Genomic DNA, 17824 nt, shown 5'->3' with positions numbered 1-17824 from the left:
ATCTTCTTCTATACAATTCGTTTGAACTTTTTCTCTATTTCATATTTACTCATAGAAATAATAGTCGGCCTCCCATGAGGGCAGTGATAAGGATCATCCAACAAAAGCAGTTCATCGATTAAGGCTTCCATCTCTGCAAAACTAAACGACATATTTCCCTTAACCGCCGCCTTACACGCCATCGTTGCAATCCTTCTGTTAATGACAGCGGGAGCACCTTTGGGAGGGCCATCCGCTAATTCATCCAACATTTCAGTAAACAAGCTGCTTTCACTGCAGCCGTATAAGTCTGTCGGCACACTTCTTATGGCATATTCATTACCGCCGAAAAGCTCTATCTCAAATCCCATATTCGCAAAGCTATCCATGAATTCTTTTAAAACATTCTCTTCACGCCCTGAAAGAGTTACAATAACGGGTGGAAGCACTAACTGAGACTGTACCTGACGCTCTTCCAATTCTTTGATAAACTTCTCATATTTTACTTTCTCGTGGGCTGCATGCTGATCGATAATAAACAGCTTATCGGAAAATGCCACAAGCCAATAAGTGTCGAAAATCTGTCCCAGAATACGATAATGTGCCCGAGCTTCCTCGCTTAGCAGCTTTTCTTCAAATAAGTTAAGCTGTTCCGGCTTCTCCGTAACAAGGATCTCATCCTCTTTCATGGCGTGATAAGAAGGTTCATCCTGCTCTTTGGCATCCTGCGATTCTCCGACCTCTATTCTTTGGGTAGGTTCTTCTTTATGCGAAGGAGTCCGGCTTTCTATAAAGAAGTCTTCCTCAGATTCTGCATTTTCATTCTTTCCTTCATAGGGCAGCTCTTCTTTTACAATAGATAAGCTTTTCACAGATGCAGTAATGCCGGGAGTCGGAAGGGCTTCCCTTCTATCCACCTGATTCTTCTGATCTTGCAGCCTCCTGTTCACTTCAAAAGGTTCCGGGACGGCACTGGGTCTAACGGTTTGCGTCACTTCCTTTTTAGGCTCCTGCAAAGAAACTTCAGGAATCAATTCCGTCCTATGAAGATTTCGCTCGATATGCCCTGCAATAAAATCGTAAAGCTTCTTTTGTTCGGTGAAACGTACTTCCATTTTGGTAGGGTGTACATTTACATCTATCTCTTCAGAATTTATTTGGAAATGCAGGACAACAAAAGGAAACTTATGCTGCATTACATATTTCTTATATCCTTCTTCAATCGCTTTGCCTATCACACTACTCTTAATAAAGCGTCCGTTCACAAAATAAATCTCAAAGCTTCGGTTCGCCCGATTGATATCCGGCTTACCGATAAAGCCGGACATACGGATTCCATTTTCTTCAATATCCACAGGAAGCAGCGACCGGGAAATATCCCTGCCATAAATACGATAAATAATTTCCTGTAAATTACCATTTCCTGAAGTATGAAACCGGCTCTGTCCGTTGTTGATATATTGAAAGGAGACATGAGGATGCGATAACACCATATGCTCCATTAAGTCAGAAATATAACTGCCCTCGGTTTGAGGCTGCTTTAAGAATTTCTTCCGCACAGGGGTATTAAAGAAAAGATTTCTAACGATAATTGTGGTCCCATCCGGTGCCCCTATTTCTTCTGCTTCCTTTTCTACTCCACCCTCAATAAGATAGCGGATACCCGTAAGATCTCTTCCCACTTTTGTTATCAGTTCAAGCTTTGATACCGCAGCAATACTGGATAGAGCCTCTCCGCGAAATCCAAGGCTCGCAATATGTATTAAATCCTCTACTGTATTAATTTTACTCGTGGCATGCCGCAAAAAAGCTTTTGACACCTGATCTTTCTCAATACCGCAGCCGTTGTCCGTCACTCGAAGAAAGGATATACCCCCTTCCTTAATCTCCACAGTAACAACCGTTGCTCCTGCATCCAATGCGTTCTCAAGCAGTTCCTTCACCACACTGGACGGACGTTCCACTACCTCGCCTGCAGCAATTTTATCTATGGTTTCTTTACTCAGTACATTAATTTGCGCCATGGCACGTCCCTTCCTTTTGCTAACCTGTTACCAACGGTTCTTCAGCTTGTTTTGCAAACGATACAAAATATTGAGAGCATCCAGCGGTGTCAAATTGCTAACATCCACTTCTTTCAACTCCCTTAGAACATCTTCATCACTCACTGTATCGAACAGAGAAATCTGTTCCAAATCCACTTCATCGTATTTCTTTACTGGCTTTTTATCCGTTTTATAATCCACAGCAATATGCTGTATCTTCTCCATAATATCGTTATCACTAAGCTGCTCCACGATTTCTTTCGCACGATCAATCACAATATCCGGGACACCGGCCAGCTTTGCCACCTGAATACCATAACTTTTATCCGCACCGCCTTTAACGATCTTTCGAAGAAATACGATATCATCGCCCTTTTCCTTCACCGCAATGCAATAATTATTTACATTATTCATCTTACCTTCCAATTCGGTCAATTCATGATAATGGGTAGCGAATAAGGTTTTGGCACCGAGATACTTGCGATTACTAATATGCTCAATAACGGCCCAGGCGATACTAAGTCCATCGAAGGTAGAGGTTCCTCTCCCGATTTCATCCAGCACAAGAAGGCTATTTTGTGTGGCATTCCTTAGAATATTTGCCACTTCGTTCATCTCCACCATAAAGGTACTTTGCCCACTGGCTAAGTCATCGGAAGCTCCTACCCTTGTAAATATCCGATCTACAATGCCGATATTGGCACTGGAAGCAGGAACAAAACTTCCAATCTGCGCCATCAACACGATAAGCGCCGCCTGCCGCATATAGGTGGACTTTCCTGCCATATTAGGGCCTGTAATGACAGAAATACAATTTTTATTATTGTCCAAGTAGGTATCGTTTGAAATAAACATATCATTCACGATCATTTTCTCTACCACGGGATGACGCCCGTCCTTTATATCGATAAGACCCTTTTCATTTATTTTCGGACGAACATATTGATTCCTCTCTGCCACCAATGATAGCGAGGCGAATACATCGAGGGCAGCCACCGCCTTTGCAGTCTTCTGAATCCTCTCAATTTCACCAGCAATCGCATCTCTCACCTTACAGAACATCTCGTATTCCAACGCGTATAATTTATCTTCCGCATTCAGGATAGTGTCTTCCAGTTCCTTTAACCGAGGGGTCGTGTATCTCTCGGCATTGGCAAGGGTCTGCTTGCGAATATAATCCTCAGGTACCATGCTTATATAAGAATTAGTGACTTCGAAATAATAGCCGAAGACTTTATTATATTTGATACGGAGGTTTTTAATTCCTGTCCGCTCTCTGTCGTCATGCTCCAACTGTGCCAGCCAATTCTTACCTTCCGTCTTCGCATGGCGCAGATGATCGATTGTTTCATCGAATCCTTCCTTTATGATACCGCCTTCTTTTACAGCGATAGGCGATTCTTCCGCAATCGCCTGTTCGATTAACTGACAGATATCTTCAAGGCCATCGATATCGCTGTCTATTTTCTTCAGCAGTCCACTATCCAAATCCTGCAATACCGTCTTCATATGGGGCAACATTTCGAGCGAATTACGAAAAGCAATCAAGTCTCTCGGGTTGGCCGTCTTATAACTCACTTTACTAAGCAGACGTTCCAAGTCATAAACGGGATTCAAATACTCTCTGATTTCATCCCTGGATACCGAATGGGTGCAAAGAATCTCGATAGCATCCTGGCGCATCGTAAGCTCCTGTAAATCGATTAAGGGCTGTTCGATATAAGTTCGAAGCGTTCTCGCGCCCATAGCTGTTTTCGTCTTATCCAGTACCCATAGCAAAGAACCCCTTTTTTGCTTTTCGCGCAAGGTCTCAGTTAATTCAAGATTTCGCCTTGTGGAACTGTCGAGGAGCATATATTTATTCGTAAGGTACGGGTATAGATGAAGGAAATGAGAAAGAGAGGTCTTCTGCGTCTCGTACAAATACTGCAAAAGCGCACCCGCCGCAATCAGTCCTACGGGAAAATCCTCAATTCCCAGTCCTGTCAGCATCTGAACTTGGAAATGCTTCATCAGACATTTTCTGCAAGCATCATCGTCAAAATAATGGGATTCCAGCGAATATACCGTAATGCCTAAACGATTCTTTAAATCATCAATATCTGCACCGCTCACTAAAAAAGCATCGTTGCATATAATTTCCGACGGCATATACTTGTTAATTTCATCCAAAAGCCTGCGCAGATCATCGACTTCCGTTAAATAGTAATCACCGGTCGTAACATCGGCGATAGAAATTCCTATTGCATTGGGAAAATAAGAAATACACATCAAATAGTTATTCTGTGTCTCCTCTAAACCTTGAACATTTAAATTCGTACCGGGCGTTACAACACGAACTACCTCTCTTTTTACAATGCCCTTTGCGAGCTTTGGGTCCTCTACTTGCTCGCAGATAGCCACCTTATAGCCTTTGGATACTAGCTTATTCAAATATCCTTCCACCGCATGATAAGGCACTCCGCACATAGGAGCCCGCTCCTCCTGCCCGCAGTTTTTCCCAGTTAAAGTGATTTCCAATTCCTTAGAAGCGGTTAACGCATCTTCGAAAAACATTTCATAGAAATCACCAAGCCGGTAAAAGAGAATACAATCTTTGTATTCTCTTTTCGTATCCATATATTGTTGCATCATAGGAGTTAACTCTGCCACTTTTCTTCCCCTCTGTTTCTCATAAGTTTATTAGCGTAACTGAACAGTTACTCATTATCAATCAACCAATTCCCCTGTATAATAAAAACCGCGGCATTCTTTTAATTTCACATTCATAATTTTCCCGATGAAAGATTGATTGCCCGGAAAATGTACGATCGTATTATTCGAAAGTCTTCCTGTTACGAGGGAGGAATCCTGTTCGTTTATTTCTTCCACCAATGCAGAGACTGTAAGCCCCTCCAACATACTCGCACGCTCTCTCGCCGTTTCCTGTACAATTTTTAAAAGCTTATCGAATCCTTCTTTTACCACTTCCTGTGATACTTGATTATCCATCGCTGCGGCAGGTGTTCCTGTGCGCTTGGAATAAATAAAGGTAAAGGCGTTATCATACTTCACTCTTTTCACTACCTCTATCGTCTCTTCCACATCCGCAAGTGTCTCTCCCGGGAAACCGACAATAATATCCGTCGTAATGGCCATATCAGGAATTTCTTTTCTTATCTTCTCCGCTATCGCAAGATATTGTTCCTTCGTATAACGGCGATTCATCGCATCTAGTATACGGGTGGAACCCGATTGGAGAGGAAGGTGAAGATGACGACATATCTTCTTGGACTCCTTCATTACCTGAATCAATTCCTCCGATAAATCCTTAGGGTGAGAGGTCATAAAACGGATTCTCTCAATACCATCCACTTTCTCCACTTCGCGAAGAAGTTGAGCAAAACTCATCGGTTCCTCTAACGTTTTTCCATATGAGTTTACATTCTGTCCGAGCAACATAATTTCTACTACGCCATCGGCCGCCAGATTCTCTATTTCCCTTATAATATCCTTCGGATTACGGCTTCGTTCTCTTCCCCTTACATAAGGAACAATACAATAGCTGCAGAAATTATTGCAGCCGAACATAATATTAATCCCCGATTTAAACGAGTATTTTCGTTCCACCGGCAAATCTTCTACAATCTGATCCGTATCTTTCCATATATCGATTACCATATCGTCAGATTCAAACATCGTACACAATAGTTCCGCAAATTTAAAAATATTATGAGTGCCGAAAATCAAATCTACAAAACGGTAACTCTTCTTAATCTTTTCGATCACTAAGTCTTCCTGCATCATGCACCCGCATAACGCAATTTTCATATGAGGCTTCTTCTTTTTCATGCTATTTAAAAATCCAAGCCGCCCATACACTCTCTGATTCGCATTATCCCGAACAGTACATGTATTGTAAATAACAAAGTCGGCATCTTCCGTATCCACCAGCTCATAGCCTACTTGCTCTAAAATACCGGACAATTTTTCAGAGTCCCTGGCATTCATCTGACAACCAAATGTTGTTACATTGCAGAGAGGTCTTCTCCCAAGCTGCTCTGCCAGTTTATCCACATATTCCTTCGCTTGTTCTATAAAGAGAAACTGGCGGTCCTTTTCTGTCTGTTGTGTCATAAAAATCTCTTACTCCTCTTCTAATTTCTGACGTATATCATAATCATTTTGTAACTGTTCAGTACCCTCACAGTCACATCATTTTTTCTTGTTTTGCCCGAATGTTCCCTTCCATCTCAAGACAAATCATCGGCAATTTTATATAAATAAGAGCGGCCGCTTTTCCCGATCCGCTCTACCACCTCCATAAAATAAAGAATATTTAGAACAAGATGAGCCGTTTTTAGCGGAATCCTAGCCGTTTGCACCAAATCCGCTGAAGTGAAAGTAACAGGAAGCTCATAAGGCAGAAACTGCAGATAATCTTCCCTTCTTTCGATAATTACTTCATCGAATAAGGCCACCGGAATCCTGTCATAGCGGCAAGAACCCTTCTTTTTATCGGCACTCCATCCGTTTAACAGGCGATATTCCTCCACATCCATTAAGGGAAAACAAAACTTCAGGTTTCCATGCTTTAAGTAGGATTTAATACGGTAGAGTTCCTTAAATGCCTGATAAGCGCTGCCTGTCCGCGGACTCTTTCTCTTCTTCGAAAATTCTCCCGTCTCTTCATCGATCCAAATAAGCCACTTCGTATGAGGAATCGGATAGACGACTGTTACCGGATGTCGTTCCAAAAATACCTCTAATTTCGTACGTATTTTATTGAAATTCCCATTTTGGATCTCTATGATTTCCTTACCCGTGAAAATATCCGCAACATAATGCTCCAACACAATCTCATGTGTTGTTTCGTCCGGAGCATAATAATTCTTTAAAACTGCATGTACCGTTTTTTCCTGTAAAGTTCCGATTCCTGCGCGGCTTCTTTGGATACCGATTATTTTATTTTTTGCTTCTTCAAATCGCTTTTCATCCATAATTGCGTTTTATTTAGCGGATTCTTTCAGGGAATCCTACTTTTTTCTGAACCTTACGCAAGGTCTTAGTCGCATAATAATTCGCCTTATCCGCATTCTCTTTGATTACGGCATCGATATATGTTTTATCCTGAAGCAGTTCCTGATAACATTCTTGCACAGGCTTTAACACACTCACTACGGATTCGCCTACCGCAAGCTTGAAATCGCCGTATCCCTTGCCGTCGAACTCCTTCTCCACTTCCTCTGCGCTCTTTCCGGTACATGTGGAATAAATATCGATAAGATTACGAATACCCGGCTGTTCCTCCCTATATCTTACAGCCCCTTCCGAATCCGTTACCGCTCGCTTGAATTTGCGGATAATCGTATCCGGATCGTCCATCAAATAAATACTCGCATTAGGATTCTCATCGGATTTGGACATTTTCTTAACCGGATCTTGCAGACTCATAATTTTAGCGCCCGATTTGCCGATATAAGGCTCCGGAACGGTGAATACATCTCCGTAAATCGCATTAAAGCGTTGTGCGATATCTCTTGTGATTTCCAAATGCTGTAATTGATCCTTTCCAACAGGAACTACATCCGACTGATATAATAAAATATCAGCAGCCATAAGTACCGGATAAGTGAAAAGGCCGGCATTGATATTATCCGCATGTTTGGAAGACTTGTCTTTGAACTGTGTCATGCGGTTCAGCTCACCCATATAAGTAAAACAATTCAATATCCATGAAAGTTCTGTATGTCCGGATACATGAGATTGATAGTAAATACAATTCTTCTTCGGATCCAAACCTGCCGCAATGTATAAGGTCAGTAAGTTCCTCGCTCTTTTGCGAAGCTCCGCCGGGTCCTGGCGGACTGTTATGGAATGTAAGTCTACAACGGAATAAAAACATTCATATTCGTCGCTTAAGGTCACCCAATTCTTAAGTGCACCCAGATAATTACCGAGAGTCAAGGTTCCCGTTGCCTGCATTCCGCTGAAAAGTATCTTTTTACCATCTATCATGATATTGCCTCCAAAGTTTAAGTATATGCATTTTTCGAATGTAATAAGTGTAGCATTGCGGCAAGAATTCGTCAAGGAAGGAACTCCCTATGATATGAAAAATCCGAGACACCGTCCCGGATTTTCACTTTTACTTTATTTCCTTCGAACAAGGCTACTCTTCACATCCACATGTAGTTCCCTGAGCATAGGGATTATATCCTCTGCGCAAATCATCACCATAGAATTCATTCATCTGTCTGTTATCAAAGCGCTGCTCCGGACGTGACCCTCTATCATCTTCACAAGGCTTTTTGTCCGGAATATCCTCACTGCATCCCCATGTACTGCCTCTGTTGCCCGAAACATTTCCACGGCCTGTATCATTGCAGCCTGCATTACCTCTACGTACGTCATCATTTCGTCCGCAAGGTTTCCGGTTCCAATCCGTATCGCCGCCCACACCATTATTATTGCCACAGCAACAAAGTAAAAGTAATAAAATAAGACAATTCATATTTTTCAACTCCTTTATGATATGCTTTATTTTATGTGCCATCTCATAAAGGGTTACTTTTTCAATGTTTAATTTAAGACCTTTTTTCTAATGTAAGCGAATGTTTCTGCTTCTCCCTTTTCCGCAAGCATATGAAGAAGCTTCTCTAATAGCACCTTTGTCTTCTCATGGAGCGGTGCCGGATCCTTGCCTTTCAGATAATATTCGAGAGGTGCCCGGTCTGTATAATTTCCTTTACGGTATACTTTACACGCTGCAATACGATCCATCAGCATCTCTACAATATAGCGATTAGGCATAGGCGCCGGTGCCATGCCTCCGGCAATATTCTTCGTACTATAGTCAAGCCAGTATTCATAGTGGTGTTTATTTCTTCCCTTATGATGGAGCCAAGCGCTGGAATATCCGATATTTTCCCGCTCCGCATTGTTCGGGCTTCTATCCCCTTGATAATATTTCGCCCCTACAAGGAATTCTGTGAGGCTATACTTGGACAAGTCATGAACCAATCCCTGCCAATAAAGGCCCACTCGAAAGCAGCCTTTCATCACAAGATATCTATGATAAGTAATTGTTTTAAAATGCTTCCATATTTTCATAATTCTAACTGCCTTTTTTGATGTGACGTCCTTTCTTTTGTCTTGAAATGTAAATATGAACTGTACGCGGAGGTACTTCGATGCGCGGTCTTGCTCCTCCCTGTATCTGCATTTCTTCTTCTATTTTATTGCTGGTTTCGCTCGTATCCGTAAGCAGACACCATTCCATATCTTTGGGTAGCTTCGGAAGCGCGAAAGTGCTGGGAAGCCAATACATATTATAGGCGATATAAAAGAAATTGTCATCTTTTTTTTCCGCAGTTTTCCCATAGAATCCGCAGTACATCACTCCTGCATAACGGCTGTGACCTCCGAAATCCGGCCGCCACGCTTCTTCTCCATGGTAAGAAATATCGGGATAGCCGCAGCCCATCGTATCGAGAATCTTAAATTCCTTCTCATTGCGAAGCACCGGATGTTGCCTTCTCAACGCAATCAGTTCCTTCATATAAGAAAAAATTTTCTTCCCCATTCCGGTCATATTCCATTTTATAAAACCAATCTCATTATCCTGACAATAGGGATTATTGTTCCCATATCTCGTATTCCCCAGCTCATCTCCACTATAAATAAGCGGAGTTCCCTGGGCCGAAAAAAGCATAACAAGCGCATTTTTTATCTGTCTGAGGCGAAGCTCCTGAACTGTCTTCTTTCTCGTAATTCCCTCGACACCACAATTCCATGTGAAGTTATAATCATTCCCATCCTCATTGTCTTCCCCATTGTCTTCATTATGCTTCCTATCGTAGGAAACCATATCGGTCAACGTAAACCCGTAATAATTCGTCACATAATTAATGATACCGTGACGAGAAGGGTTCTGACGCTGTAACTCCATAAAATAGGAAAGAGCATTATCATCACCCTTTAAGAAACGCCGTGCCGCATACATATAATCATCCTTATAAATGGCAAGATTTTTATATGCCGGTTCCTGTGTTCCATAAATATCATCGAAAGGAAAATAATCATAGAATATCTTAGTCTCGCAAAGTAAAGGATCTGTGGCTATAACATGAAGCGGAATTCTCTCCCCCTTTAGATGTACGCCATCAATGTGATATTCCAACACCCAATATTTGATGGCATCCAGAATAAGTCCCGGCTTTACAGATTTCGGAAAATAGAATTGTAGAATCACTTCTATTCCATTCCGGTGCAGCTCCTTTACCATATCCTTTACTTCTATGGAAGCATCCTTATGAAAACTAAATGCTGCTTTGGGAGCAAAATAATAGCCTTCTATATATCCCCAGCAATTATATCGTTCTTCTTTTCGGAGCCTTCTTCTTTCAAGCCTTCCATAGGAAGGGCAAGTCTTTGTATCGCTTCTTCCATTGTAGCTGCCTGAGAAGAATAGACACGCTCCTCTTTACTTCTCACCTCATTAAATTCATAAGCAGGCATTAGTTCCACCGCCGTAATGCCGAGTTCTTTTAAATGAGGAATTTTTTCTATAAGGCCCTGATAAGTTCCTTTATGAGCGATTCCCGATGACCTATGCTTCGTGAAGGCCCGCACATTCAAACAGTACAAGATGCTGTTTGAATAAGGAATCTTCAAAGAACATCTTCCTCCCAGTCATAAGAATCTATGAGAAATCCACCTCTGAGCACCTCATCACAAGTTCCCCATTTAGAATGGCCACAGATGACTTTGGCATAGGGATCTGTAACAATACGTCCTCCATCATAAAAATTATACTCATATCTTTTAGCATCCAGGTTTTTAATTACCATACAAAATATAGAGCCGAATTTATTTATCCTGTCAAAAGGAATTCTCGTCTCTTCTTTTACATTTTTATCGTACAAAATGTTTCACACTCCATCTCACTTTTCATAGCAACCGAAAAATAAGTACGATTATTCTCTATTGTCACTCCTAACGGATACGGTCTGCCTATTGCATTTCTGTCAATTGTATACATATTTTCCTCCATCCGCTAATATCCGCATTTTTCTGCATATTCTGCCTGTGTCATTTTTAAAGTATATCATAAAAAATTTTTTATGTGTAAAAATACGGAAAAAATTATTGATTAATGTTTGGTGCACTAGTACAATAAAGACATATAACATGCTATCAATGTTAATAAAATCTGAACTACCGGAAAAGAAAGGAGTTTTTATGGAAAAAGAACGGAACAGCCAGGTAGAAGGCGAAGAATTTGATGATGAGGAAATAACTGTCGAACTAGACTTAGAAGACGGTTCCCATGTTGTCTGTGCGGTTATTACAATTCTTGAAGTGCAGGAAAAAGATTATATTGTTCTTTTACCGTTAGATGAAAACGGAAAGAATACAGATGGAGAAGTATGGTTCTATCGTTACATCGAAGATAAGGATGATGAAAATGCAGAACCGGAACTTTCATTCATTGAATCCGATGAAGAATATGAAATTGTTGCCGATGCATTTGATGAATATTTGGACAATGTAGAATTTGATGAAGTTGTAGAATAATATAAATTTCCCATAGAATAAAAAGACTTTTTACGAGCAGTTCAGTTCATTTGCCGTCAAGAGTCTTTTTTAATTTGACGATAAATGCCGATGGCTCGTTGCAATATAGAATTTCAAGATGTTCCTTGGCTCTTGTCATAGCCACATAAAGAAGCCTTCGCTCCTCTTCTATTTCCTCCGGTTTTATCGCTCGTTTCCCGGGCATCTTCCCTTCTCCGATATCCAGAAGATAGACATTATTATATTCCAATCCTTTGGAAACATGCATCGTCAGAAGCTGAACACCTTCCCTTTGTTCCGGTTCTTTCCCTGCCCGTTCCATCAGCGATACATATTCATCGATCGCCTCTTTCCATGCAGAAAAACTACGATATTTTATCGCTTCCTTTTGCAGTTCCTGTAAGATTTCTTCCATTTCTTTTCTCTCTTCTTTGTCTTTGCCTTCACATATGTACTTTTTATAATCCATATTCTTGCAAATATAATCGATAGCAAGATAAGGGCGGAGCGAAGAAATTCTCTTAAGATCCCTCCATAATTGCTTTACAGTCTCTTGCATTCCCATATTGGAGTGCGAAGAGCTTCCCAAGCCTTTATAATAATCGAGTAATAATTGCTCCGTTATCAGTGGATCGGGAATTGCTTGTCTGCTAATATACCTGGATGGCTTATTCATGAAACGAAGGAAATCACTCCGATTTCCACCCTTTTTACCCCCTATAAAAACATCCCTGGCAAAAGAAAGAACCGCTATCATATCTTTCGCCACCGCATGCTGAAAGAGATGCGTTCCTCTCTCTTTCATATGAAAAGGAATCCGAAGGGAGGCTAGCGTTCGGGATAAAGCACCAACCTCTGCATTGGTGCGATAAATAATTGCACTTTGAGTAAGTTCTTCTATTGTTTTACCTCGCAATTGACCGGAAAGATAGGCAAGCTCCTCTTCTCTCGTAGAAAAAGAAATGATGCTAACCGTGCCTCCCTCGGCCTTATTTGCTTTCAGCTCCTTCAAAAACGTTCCTTATTACCATTAATGACCATTCCTGCAGCTTCTACAATATGAGGACCACTTCGGTAGTTGATAGTAAGCGTTAACTGTGAAGCCTGTGCATAGTCTTCCATAAACTGCTTCATAATACCGGGACCTGCACCGCGAAACCCATAAATTGATTGGTCATCATCTCCCACTACAAACAAATTATTCTGAGGAAGTGCAAGTCGGCATAAAATACGGTACTGCATAGGGGAAATATCCTGGAATTCGTCGACTAAAATATGAGTAAAAGTATTCTGCCAAAAGGAAAGGATTTCAGGTCTTTCTTCTAACAGTTTATCACATAAAAGAATCATATCATCGAAGTCAATTTTATTCTCCTCTCTCATCATACGACAATATTCGTTATAGATAAATGGAAATTGTTCCTTTATCTTTTCTTCAAAATCATAAAAGAAACTTACACTCTCCATATCTTCAGAACATCCGCCATTTATTTTAATATGAGCGATACTTTTAATCAGTTCGTTACATAGTTCTGCGTTTTCTGCTTCTCCACTTTTTATTTCACGCAAAATATGGTTGATATAGTTTCGCTTTTCCTTGAGGGTAATTATTCTCAGGCCTGAATAGCCCGATTGTTTGAGAATATGATAATAGATCGCATGAAAAGTACCGAAACGGACTTCGGGATAAGCCTGCTGTGTCAGAGCAGAAAAACGTTCCTTCATCTCCATTGCCGCTGCTTTTGTAAATGTAATCACAAGAATATGATCGGGAGATATCCCATGATGCCGAATCAGATGACGAATTCGACGGATAGTAAGATATGTTTTGCCGCTCCCCGGCCCTGCAAGAACTTGCAGGGGACCGGAAGCGTGCTCTATTGCTAAGGTCTGCGCCTTATTTTCATTTGCTGCCAGCATCTTTTAACAGCTCAATACCTTTCTGAATCCGACGGATGGACTCCTCTTTCCCGAGAATCTCCATAATCTCCGTCGCTCCGGCAGGCGTCATCTGTTTGCCGGATACCGCTGTTCGAATCGGCCACATCGCATAACCGTTTTTACAGCCCTTTTTCTCCACATAAGAAACAAGCATCTGGTAGAGAGAATCGTTATTGAAAGCTTCCTGCTCTTCAACAAGGGGAAGCAGTTCTTCCAATACTTCCAGCGATGATTCCTCTGTTGTTTTCATTTTCTTATGAATATACATAGAAGTATCGTAGGCTGGCAACTCTTCGAAAAAGTCTATCATTCCTTCGATATCGGGAAATACTTCAATTCTCGTTTTTACCATCTCAGCAATCTTTTTAAATCCAGGCTCTTCTTAATGACCTTCTTCAAATATGGCTCCGCCATCTGATAAAACCTGTCGAAGTCCATTGCTTTCATATATTCGCCATTCATCCACTTTAACTTCGTATAGTCGAACACGGCAGGGGATTTGGATAGATGCTTATAGTCAAATACCCGAATCAAATCCTCTAACGAGAATATTTCCTCTGTACCTTCCGGACTCCATCCGAGCAACGCAACGAAGTTAACGATTGCTTCCGATAAGAATCCTTGTTCTACCAAATCTTCATACGAAGAGTGACCGCTGCGTTTGGACAGCTTATGATGGTCCTCATCGGTAATAAGCGGACAGTGTACATAAACAGGCACTTCCCAGCCAAACGCCTCATAAAGACGGTTATATTTCGGAGAAGAAGAAAGATATTCATTTCCTCTTACTACGTGTGTAATTCCCATCAAGTGATCATCCACAACGTTAGCGAAATTGTAAGTCGGGTAGCCGTCGGACTTAATGAGTATCATATCATCAAGTTCCGTATTATCTACGGTAATATCTCCATATATTTCATCATGAAAGGTCGTTGTTCCTTCCGTGGGATTGTTCTGCCTGATAACATAGGGAATTCCTGATTTGAGCTTCCCTTCCGCTTCTTCTTTGGATAAATGTAAGCAGTGTTTATCATATATATTAATCTCTTTACCGGCTACAGTCTGGGTTAAAGAAGAAAGTCTTTCCTTATCACAAAAGCAATAATAGGCCTCTCCTCTTTCAATTAGCAGCTTCGCATATTCCAGATAAATTCCTTGTGCCTGACGTTCGCTCTGAACATAAGGACCTACTCCCTTATCCTTATCAGGGCCTTCATCGTGAATCAGTCCCGTCTTTTCCATCGTACGGTAGATGATTTCCACTGCGCCTTCCACATAACGTTCCTGATCAGTATCCTCAATACGAAGAAGGAAATCTCCTCCTTCATGCTTTGCAATTAAATAAGCATACAATGCTGTCCTTAAATTGCCTACATGCATGCGTCCTGTAGGACTCGGCGCATATCTCGTTCTTATTTTATCCATAATTATAATCTTGCTCCTTTACTTCTATTCTTTATCCGGTATTTTCTTCGCCGCAGCGGCCTTGAAACCGGCCACTTCTTTTGCCGCCTGCGGAATGGCAATATTCGTTCCTGCACCGGCAATACATCCGCCCGGACAAGCCATCCCCTCGATCAGGCAGCCATTTTTCTTGCCTGCTTTCGCCAGCATCAACATCTTTTTACATTCTGTAAGACTTTCTGCATGTTCAATCTTAACTTCTGTATCAGGATAATACTCACGAATACATTCCTCGATGGCACTTGCCACGCCGCCGGCCACACCATATCCACGTCCGGCTCCTGTAGCATCTTCCATCTTATCCATTTCGCTGAATTCATTCAAATCAATGCCCTTCGCTTCGAACATTCCGGCAAGTTCTTCAAAGGTAATAACAAAATCCACATCAGAACGTACCGTTCTTCTGGAAGCCTCCAGTTTCTTAGATGCACAAGGTCCAATGAAGACAACGCTGGCATCGGGATGATCTTCTTTTATCTTTCTGGCTGTGGCTACCATAGGCGTCAGCGCATTTGATATTTTATCAATGGTCTCAGGGAAGAACTTCTTGGCCAACATTGACCATGATGGACAACATGAAGTTAACAGAAAAGGAAGCTCTCCCGTTGCTACTTCATGCACATAGTGCTCTGCTTCTGCCATCGCTCCCATATCGGCACCGATAGCCGTCTCATAAATATCATAAAATCCCAGTTCCTTTAAGGATGCCTTAATTCTATCAGGCGATACCTTCGGCCCGAACTGTCCCACAAAAGCAGGTGCTACCTGAGCTACAATCTTTCTACCGGACTGCATCGCACGAATTAATTGAAAAATCTGTGATTTATCGGCAATAGCACCGAAAGGACAGCTTACCATACACTGTCCGCAGGAAACGCACAAATCGTTATCGATGAGCGCTCTTCCTCTATAGTCATTTTTAATTGCATTCACTCCACAGGCATCGAGACAAGGTCTCGTCTGATGAGAAATCGCATCATAAGGGCATACTGCCTTGCATTTACCGCATTTAATACATTTCTCCTGATCGATTACAGACTTACCATTCCTCATGGATACCGCTTCCTTGGGGCATACCTCCCGGCAAGGATGAGCGAGACAACCCATGCACTTATCCGTTACTTCATAACGATTCTCCGGGCAGGCGTTACAAGCAGAAGGAATCACCTGCATTAACGGAGGTTCATAATATTTCTCATCGATATCGCTTTCTGCCAATCCCTGTGTTACGTGAACCGGTGCATCCTCCGGACGAAGCGAAAGTCCCATCGCCAACCGGATCATCTCTCTTACTACCGCACGTTCCCTATAAACATTTCCATATGGGGATTCATCATAATCCACAATCTTGTAAGGCAACGCCTCCACATCATTAATTAAATCCGTTGAATGATAGGCTAAATTAGAAACCTCCTTGAATATGCGTCTTCTGATTTTTCGGACTTGCGTATCGATACCTCTCATAACGTTCTCCTTATCCTCAAACGGGAAATTCCCGCATCTCATATAACAATTAAAACAATATTGTTAACATTTTATCATTATCAGCATGTACTATTTTTACATAAACCCCCGAGGAAATCAAGGCATTTTTTCTCTTTTTATGATATTTTTGTCTTGTTTTCTTATGATTTATTGTACTATTCCGAATGTTCGATAAATATGCATATATACAAACACGTCAAGAAGTACCTGTCATATAATGTATCAAATATATTCTAATTTAATGAAGGGAGTTTTATGCAGGACTATAATTTTAATGAATATTTTGACCGCTTTCCTGTAGCTATGGCATATGTGCCCTGGCAGCATTTAACTCAAATCTACGAGGACTTGGATAAAGCTTATTGTCTTGGAACCATTTTCCCGGAACTGACAAAACCTTTCACGGGAAGGAGATGCGTAAAATGAATCAAAAAATGAGTGCAGAGCAGGAAAATATGCTGCATAATATCGGCGTTATCGATTTCGTTACGGTAGAAATGACGCTGTATCTTGACACTCACCCAATGGACAGAGAGGCCATGGAATATTTTAACCATTATATGCGCATAAAAACCAGATGATGCGTGATTATGCAAACAAATACGGACCTCTTTCTCTTTCTGTCGCAGACACAAGCTGTAAAGAGTGGAAATGGGCAGTGCAACCGATGCCTTGGGAAGGAGGATGTTAGTAAATGTGGAATTATGAAAAACGATTGCAGTTTCCTGTGAAAATCACCCAAATTTCAATGCAAAACTTGCCCAAGTAATCATGAGCCAGTTTGGCGGTCCCGATGGCGAGCTGAGTGCATCCATGCGTTATATCTCACAAAGATATGCGATGCCTTACAACGAGGTCGCTGCCCTGTTAACTGATATAGGAACAGAGGAACTGGCACATCTCGAGATGGTATCTACTATCGTACACCAATTAACGAGAAATCTCTCTATGGAAGAAATTGAGAATTCCGGCTTCGCTAATTATTATGTGGATCATACCGTAGGAATATGGCCCATGGCGGCGGGAGGTATTCCTTTCAACTCTTGTGAATTCCAGTCAAAAGGTGATCCCATCACTGATTTAGTGGAAGATATGGCTGCAGAACAAAAGGCCAGATCGACCTATGATAACATTTTACGACTGATTCATGACCATGACGTAGCCGAACCGATTCGCTTCCTTCGCGCCAGGGAGATTGTACATTTCCAACGGTTCGGAGAAGCTTTGAGAATTGTCCAGGATAAGCTGGATTCCAAGAACTTCTATGCCTTCAATCCTGCCTTTGACCGGTGTCCGAAATAACCGCAATTCTTGTTATACGCAAAAAGGTCGCGAGTTATTTCTTATAGAAT

Annotated in this window: 16 protein-coding genes and 3 pseudogenes; 4 read left to right on the top strand and 15 right to left on the bottom strand. The window is 41.5% G+C overall.

Annotated elements, in window-relative coordinates:
• Positions 1-8 precede the first annotated feature (8 nt).
• From mutL to RBB56_RS00210, 11 genes are all read right to left on the bottom strand, one after another.
• Positions 9-2003 (bottom strand): DNA mismatch repair endonuclease MutL, encoded by a 1995-nt coding sequence (gene mutL, locus RBB56_RS00260; RefSeq protein WP_306720384.1) that lies wholly within the window; start codon positions 2001-2003, stop codon positions 9-11.
• A gap of 27 nt (positions 2004-2030) precedes the next feature.
• On the bottom strand, positions 2031-4676 hold the full coding sequence (gene mutS, locus RBB56_RS00255) for a DNA mismatch repair protein MutS (RefSeq protein WP_306720383.1): 2646 nt from the start codon (positions 4674-4676) through the stop codon (positions 2031-2033).
• A 57-nt stretch (positions 4677-4733) separates the two neighbouring features.
• Positions 4734-6140, bottom strand: a complete 1407-nt coding sequence (miaB, locus tag RBB56_RS00250) for a tRNA (N6-isopentenyl adenosine(37)-C2)-methylthiotransferase MiaB (RefSeq protein WP_306720382.1) — start codon at positions 6138-6140, stop codon at positions 4734-4736.
• A 116-nt stretch (positions 6141-6256) separates the two neighbouring features.
• Complete coding sequence (locus RBB56_RS00245; protein WP_306720381.1) at positions 6257-7003, bottom strand: hypothetical protein; 747 nt, start codon at positions 7001-7003, stop codon at positions 6257-6259.
• Between the two features lie 13 nt (positions 7004-7016).
• A complete protein-coding gene (gene trpS / locus RBB56_RS00240; protein WP_306720380.1) occupies positions 7017-8021 on the bottom strand; it encodes a tryptophan--tRNA ligase in 1005 nt (334 codons plus the stop codon).
• A 154-nt stretch (positions 8022-8175) separates the two neighbouring features.
• On the bottom strand, positions 8176-8517 hold the full coding sequence (locus RBB56_RS00235; protein ID WP_306720337.1) for a hypothetical protein: 342 nt from the start codon (positions 8515-8517) through the stop codon (positions 8176-8178).
• A 68-nt stretch (positions 8518-8585) separates the two neighbouring features.
• Complete coding sequence (locus RBB56_RS00230; protein WP_306720379.1) at positions 8586-9116, bottom strand: DUF5662 family protein; 531 nt, start codon at positions 9114-9116, stop codon at positions 8586-8588.
• Positions 9117-9120: 4 nt separating this feature from the next.
• On the bottom strand, positions 9121-10290 hold the full coding sequence (locus RBB56_RS00225; protein WP_306720378.1) for a hypothetical protein: 1170 nt from the start codon (positions 10288-10290) through the stop codon (positions 9121-9123).
• A gap of 68 nt (positions 10291-10358) precedes the next feature.
• On the bottom strand, positions 10359-10679 hold the full coding sequence (locus tag RBB56_RS00220; protein WP_306720377.1) for a hypothetical protein: 321 nt from the start codon (positions 10677-10679) through the stop codon (positions 10359-10361).
• The gene (locus tag RBB56_RS00215; protein WP_306720376.1) at positions 10676-10930 is read right to left on the bottom strand and encodes a hypothetical protein; all 255 of its coding nucleotides are present in this window, start codon (positions 10928-10930) and stop codon (positions 10676-10678) included. Before RBB56_RS00215 ends, RBB56_RS00220 begins: the two co-directional genes overlap by 4 nt.
• On the bottom strand, positions 10912-11058 hold the full coding sequence (locus RBB56_RS00210) for a hypothetical protein (RefSeq protein WP_306720375.1): 147 nt from the start codon (positions 11056-11058) through the stop codon (positions 10912-10914). The genes RBB56_RS00215 and RBB56_RS00210 overlap by 19 nt, the downstream gene beginning before the upstream one ends.
• 188 nt (positions 11059-11246) lie before the next feature.
• Here RBB56_RS00210 and RBB56_RS00205 point away from each other — a divergent pair, with 188 nt between their 5' ends.
• Positions 11247-11582, top strand: coding sequence for a DUF1292 domain-containing protein (locus RBB56_RS00205; protein WP_306720335.1), 336 nt, complete (start codon positions 11247-11249; stop codon positions 11580-11582).
• Between the two features lie 46 nt (positions 11583-11628).
• On the opposite strand, the gene RBB56_RS00200 is transcribed toward RBB56_RS00205, so the two are convergent.
• The 4 genes and pseudogenes from RBB56_RS00200 to RBB56_RS00185 all read right to left on the bottom strand — a co-directional run bounded on the left by RBB56_RS00200 (position 11629) and on the right by RBB56_RS00185 (position 16451).
• Positions 11629-12594 (bottom strand): 3'-5' exonuclease, encoded by a 966-nt coding sequence (locus RBB56_RS00200; RefSeq protein WP_306720374.1) that lies wholly within the window; start codon positions 12592-12594, stop codon positions 11629-11631.
• Positions 12591-13502 (bottom strand): ATP-dependent helicase, encoded by a 912-nt coding sequence (locus RBB56_RS00195; RefSeq protein WP_306720373.1) that lies wholly within the window; start codon positions 13500-13502, stop codon positions 12591-12593. Before RBB56_RS00195 ends, RBB56_RS00200 begins: the two co-directional genes overlap by 4 nt.
• Positions 13486-14948: pseudogene (gene gltX, locus RBB56_RS00190) on the bottom strand (glutamate--tRNA ligase). The gene RBB56_RS00195 and the pseudogene gltX overlap by 17 nt, the downstream one beginning before the upstream one ends.
• A 24-nt stretch (positions 14949-14972) precedes the next feature.
• The gene (locus RBB56_RS00185) at positions 14973-16451 is read right to left on the bottom strand and encodes a 4Fe-4S dicluster domain-containing protein (protein ID WP_306720372.1); all 1479 of its coding nucleotides are present in this window, start codon (positions 16449-16451) and stop codon (positions 14973-14975) included.
• 276 nt (positions 16452-16727) lie between these two features.
• Here RBB56_RS00185 and RBB56_RS00180 point away from each other — a divergent pair, with 276 nt between their 5' ends.
• The 3 genes and pseudogenes from RBB56_RS00180 (at position 16728) to RBB56_RS00165 (ending at position 17774) form a co-directional block, all read left to right on the top strand.
• Complete coding sequence (locus RBB56_RS00180) at positions 16728-16898, top strand: spore coat associated protein CotJA (protein WP_306720331.1); 171 nt, start codon at positions 16728-16730, stop codon at positions 16896-16898.
• Positions 16886-17163, top strand: a pseudogene (locus RBB56_RS18575) (spore coat protein CotJB). The gene RBB56_RS00180 and the pseudogene RBB56_RS18575 overlap by 13 nt, the downstream one beginning before the upstream one ends.
• Positions 17164-17166: 3 nt before the next feature.
• Positions 17167-17774 (top strand): annotated as a pseudogene (locus tag RBB56_RS00165) (manganese catalase family protein).
• Positions 17775-17824: the final 50 nt, after the last annotated feature.

This window comes from Kineothrix sp. MB12-C1 (genome assembly GCF_030863805.1).
Classification (GTDB): Bacteria; Bacillota; Clostridia; order Lachnospirales; family Lachnospiraceae; genus Kineothrix.
Note: the sequence above shows the minus strand (reverse complement) of the source record. Positions and strands in the feature narration are given on the sequence as shown.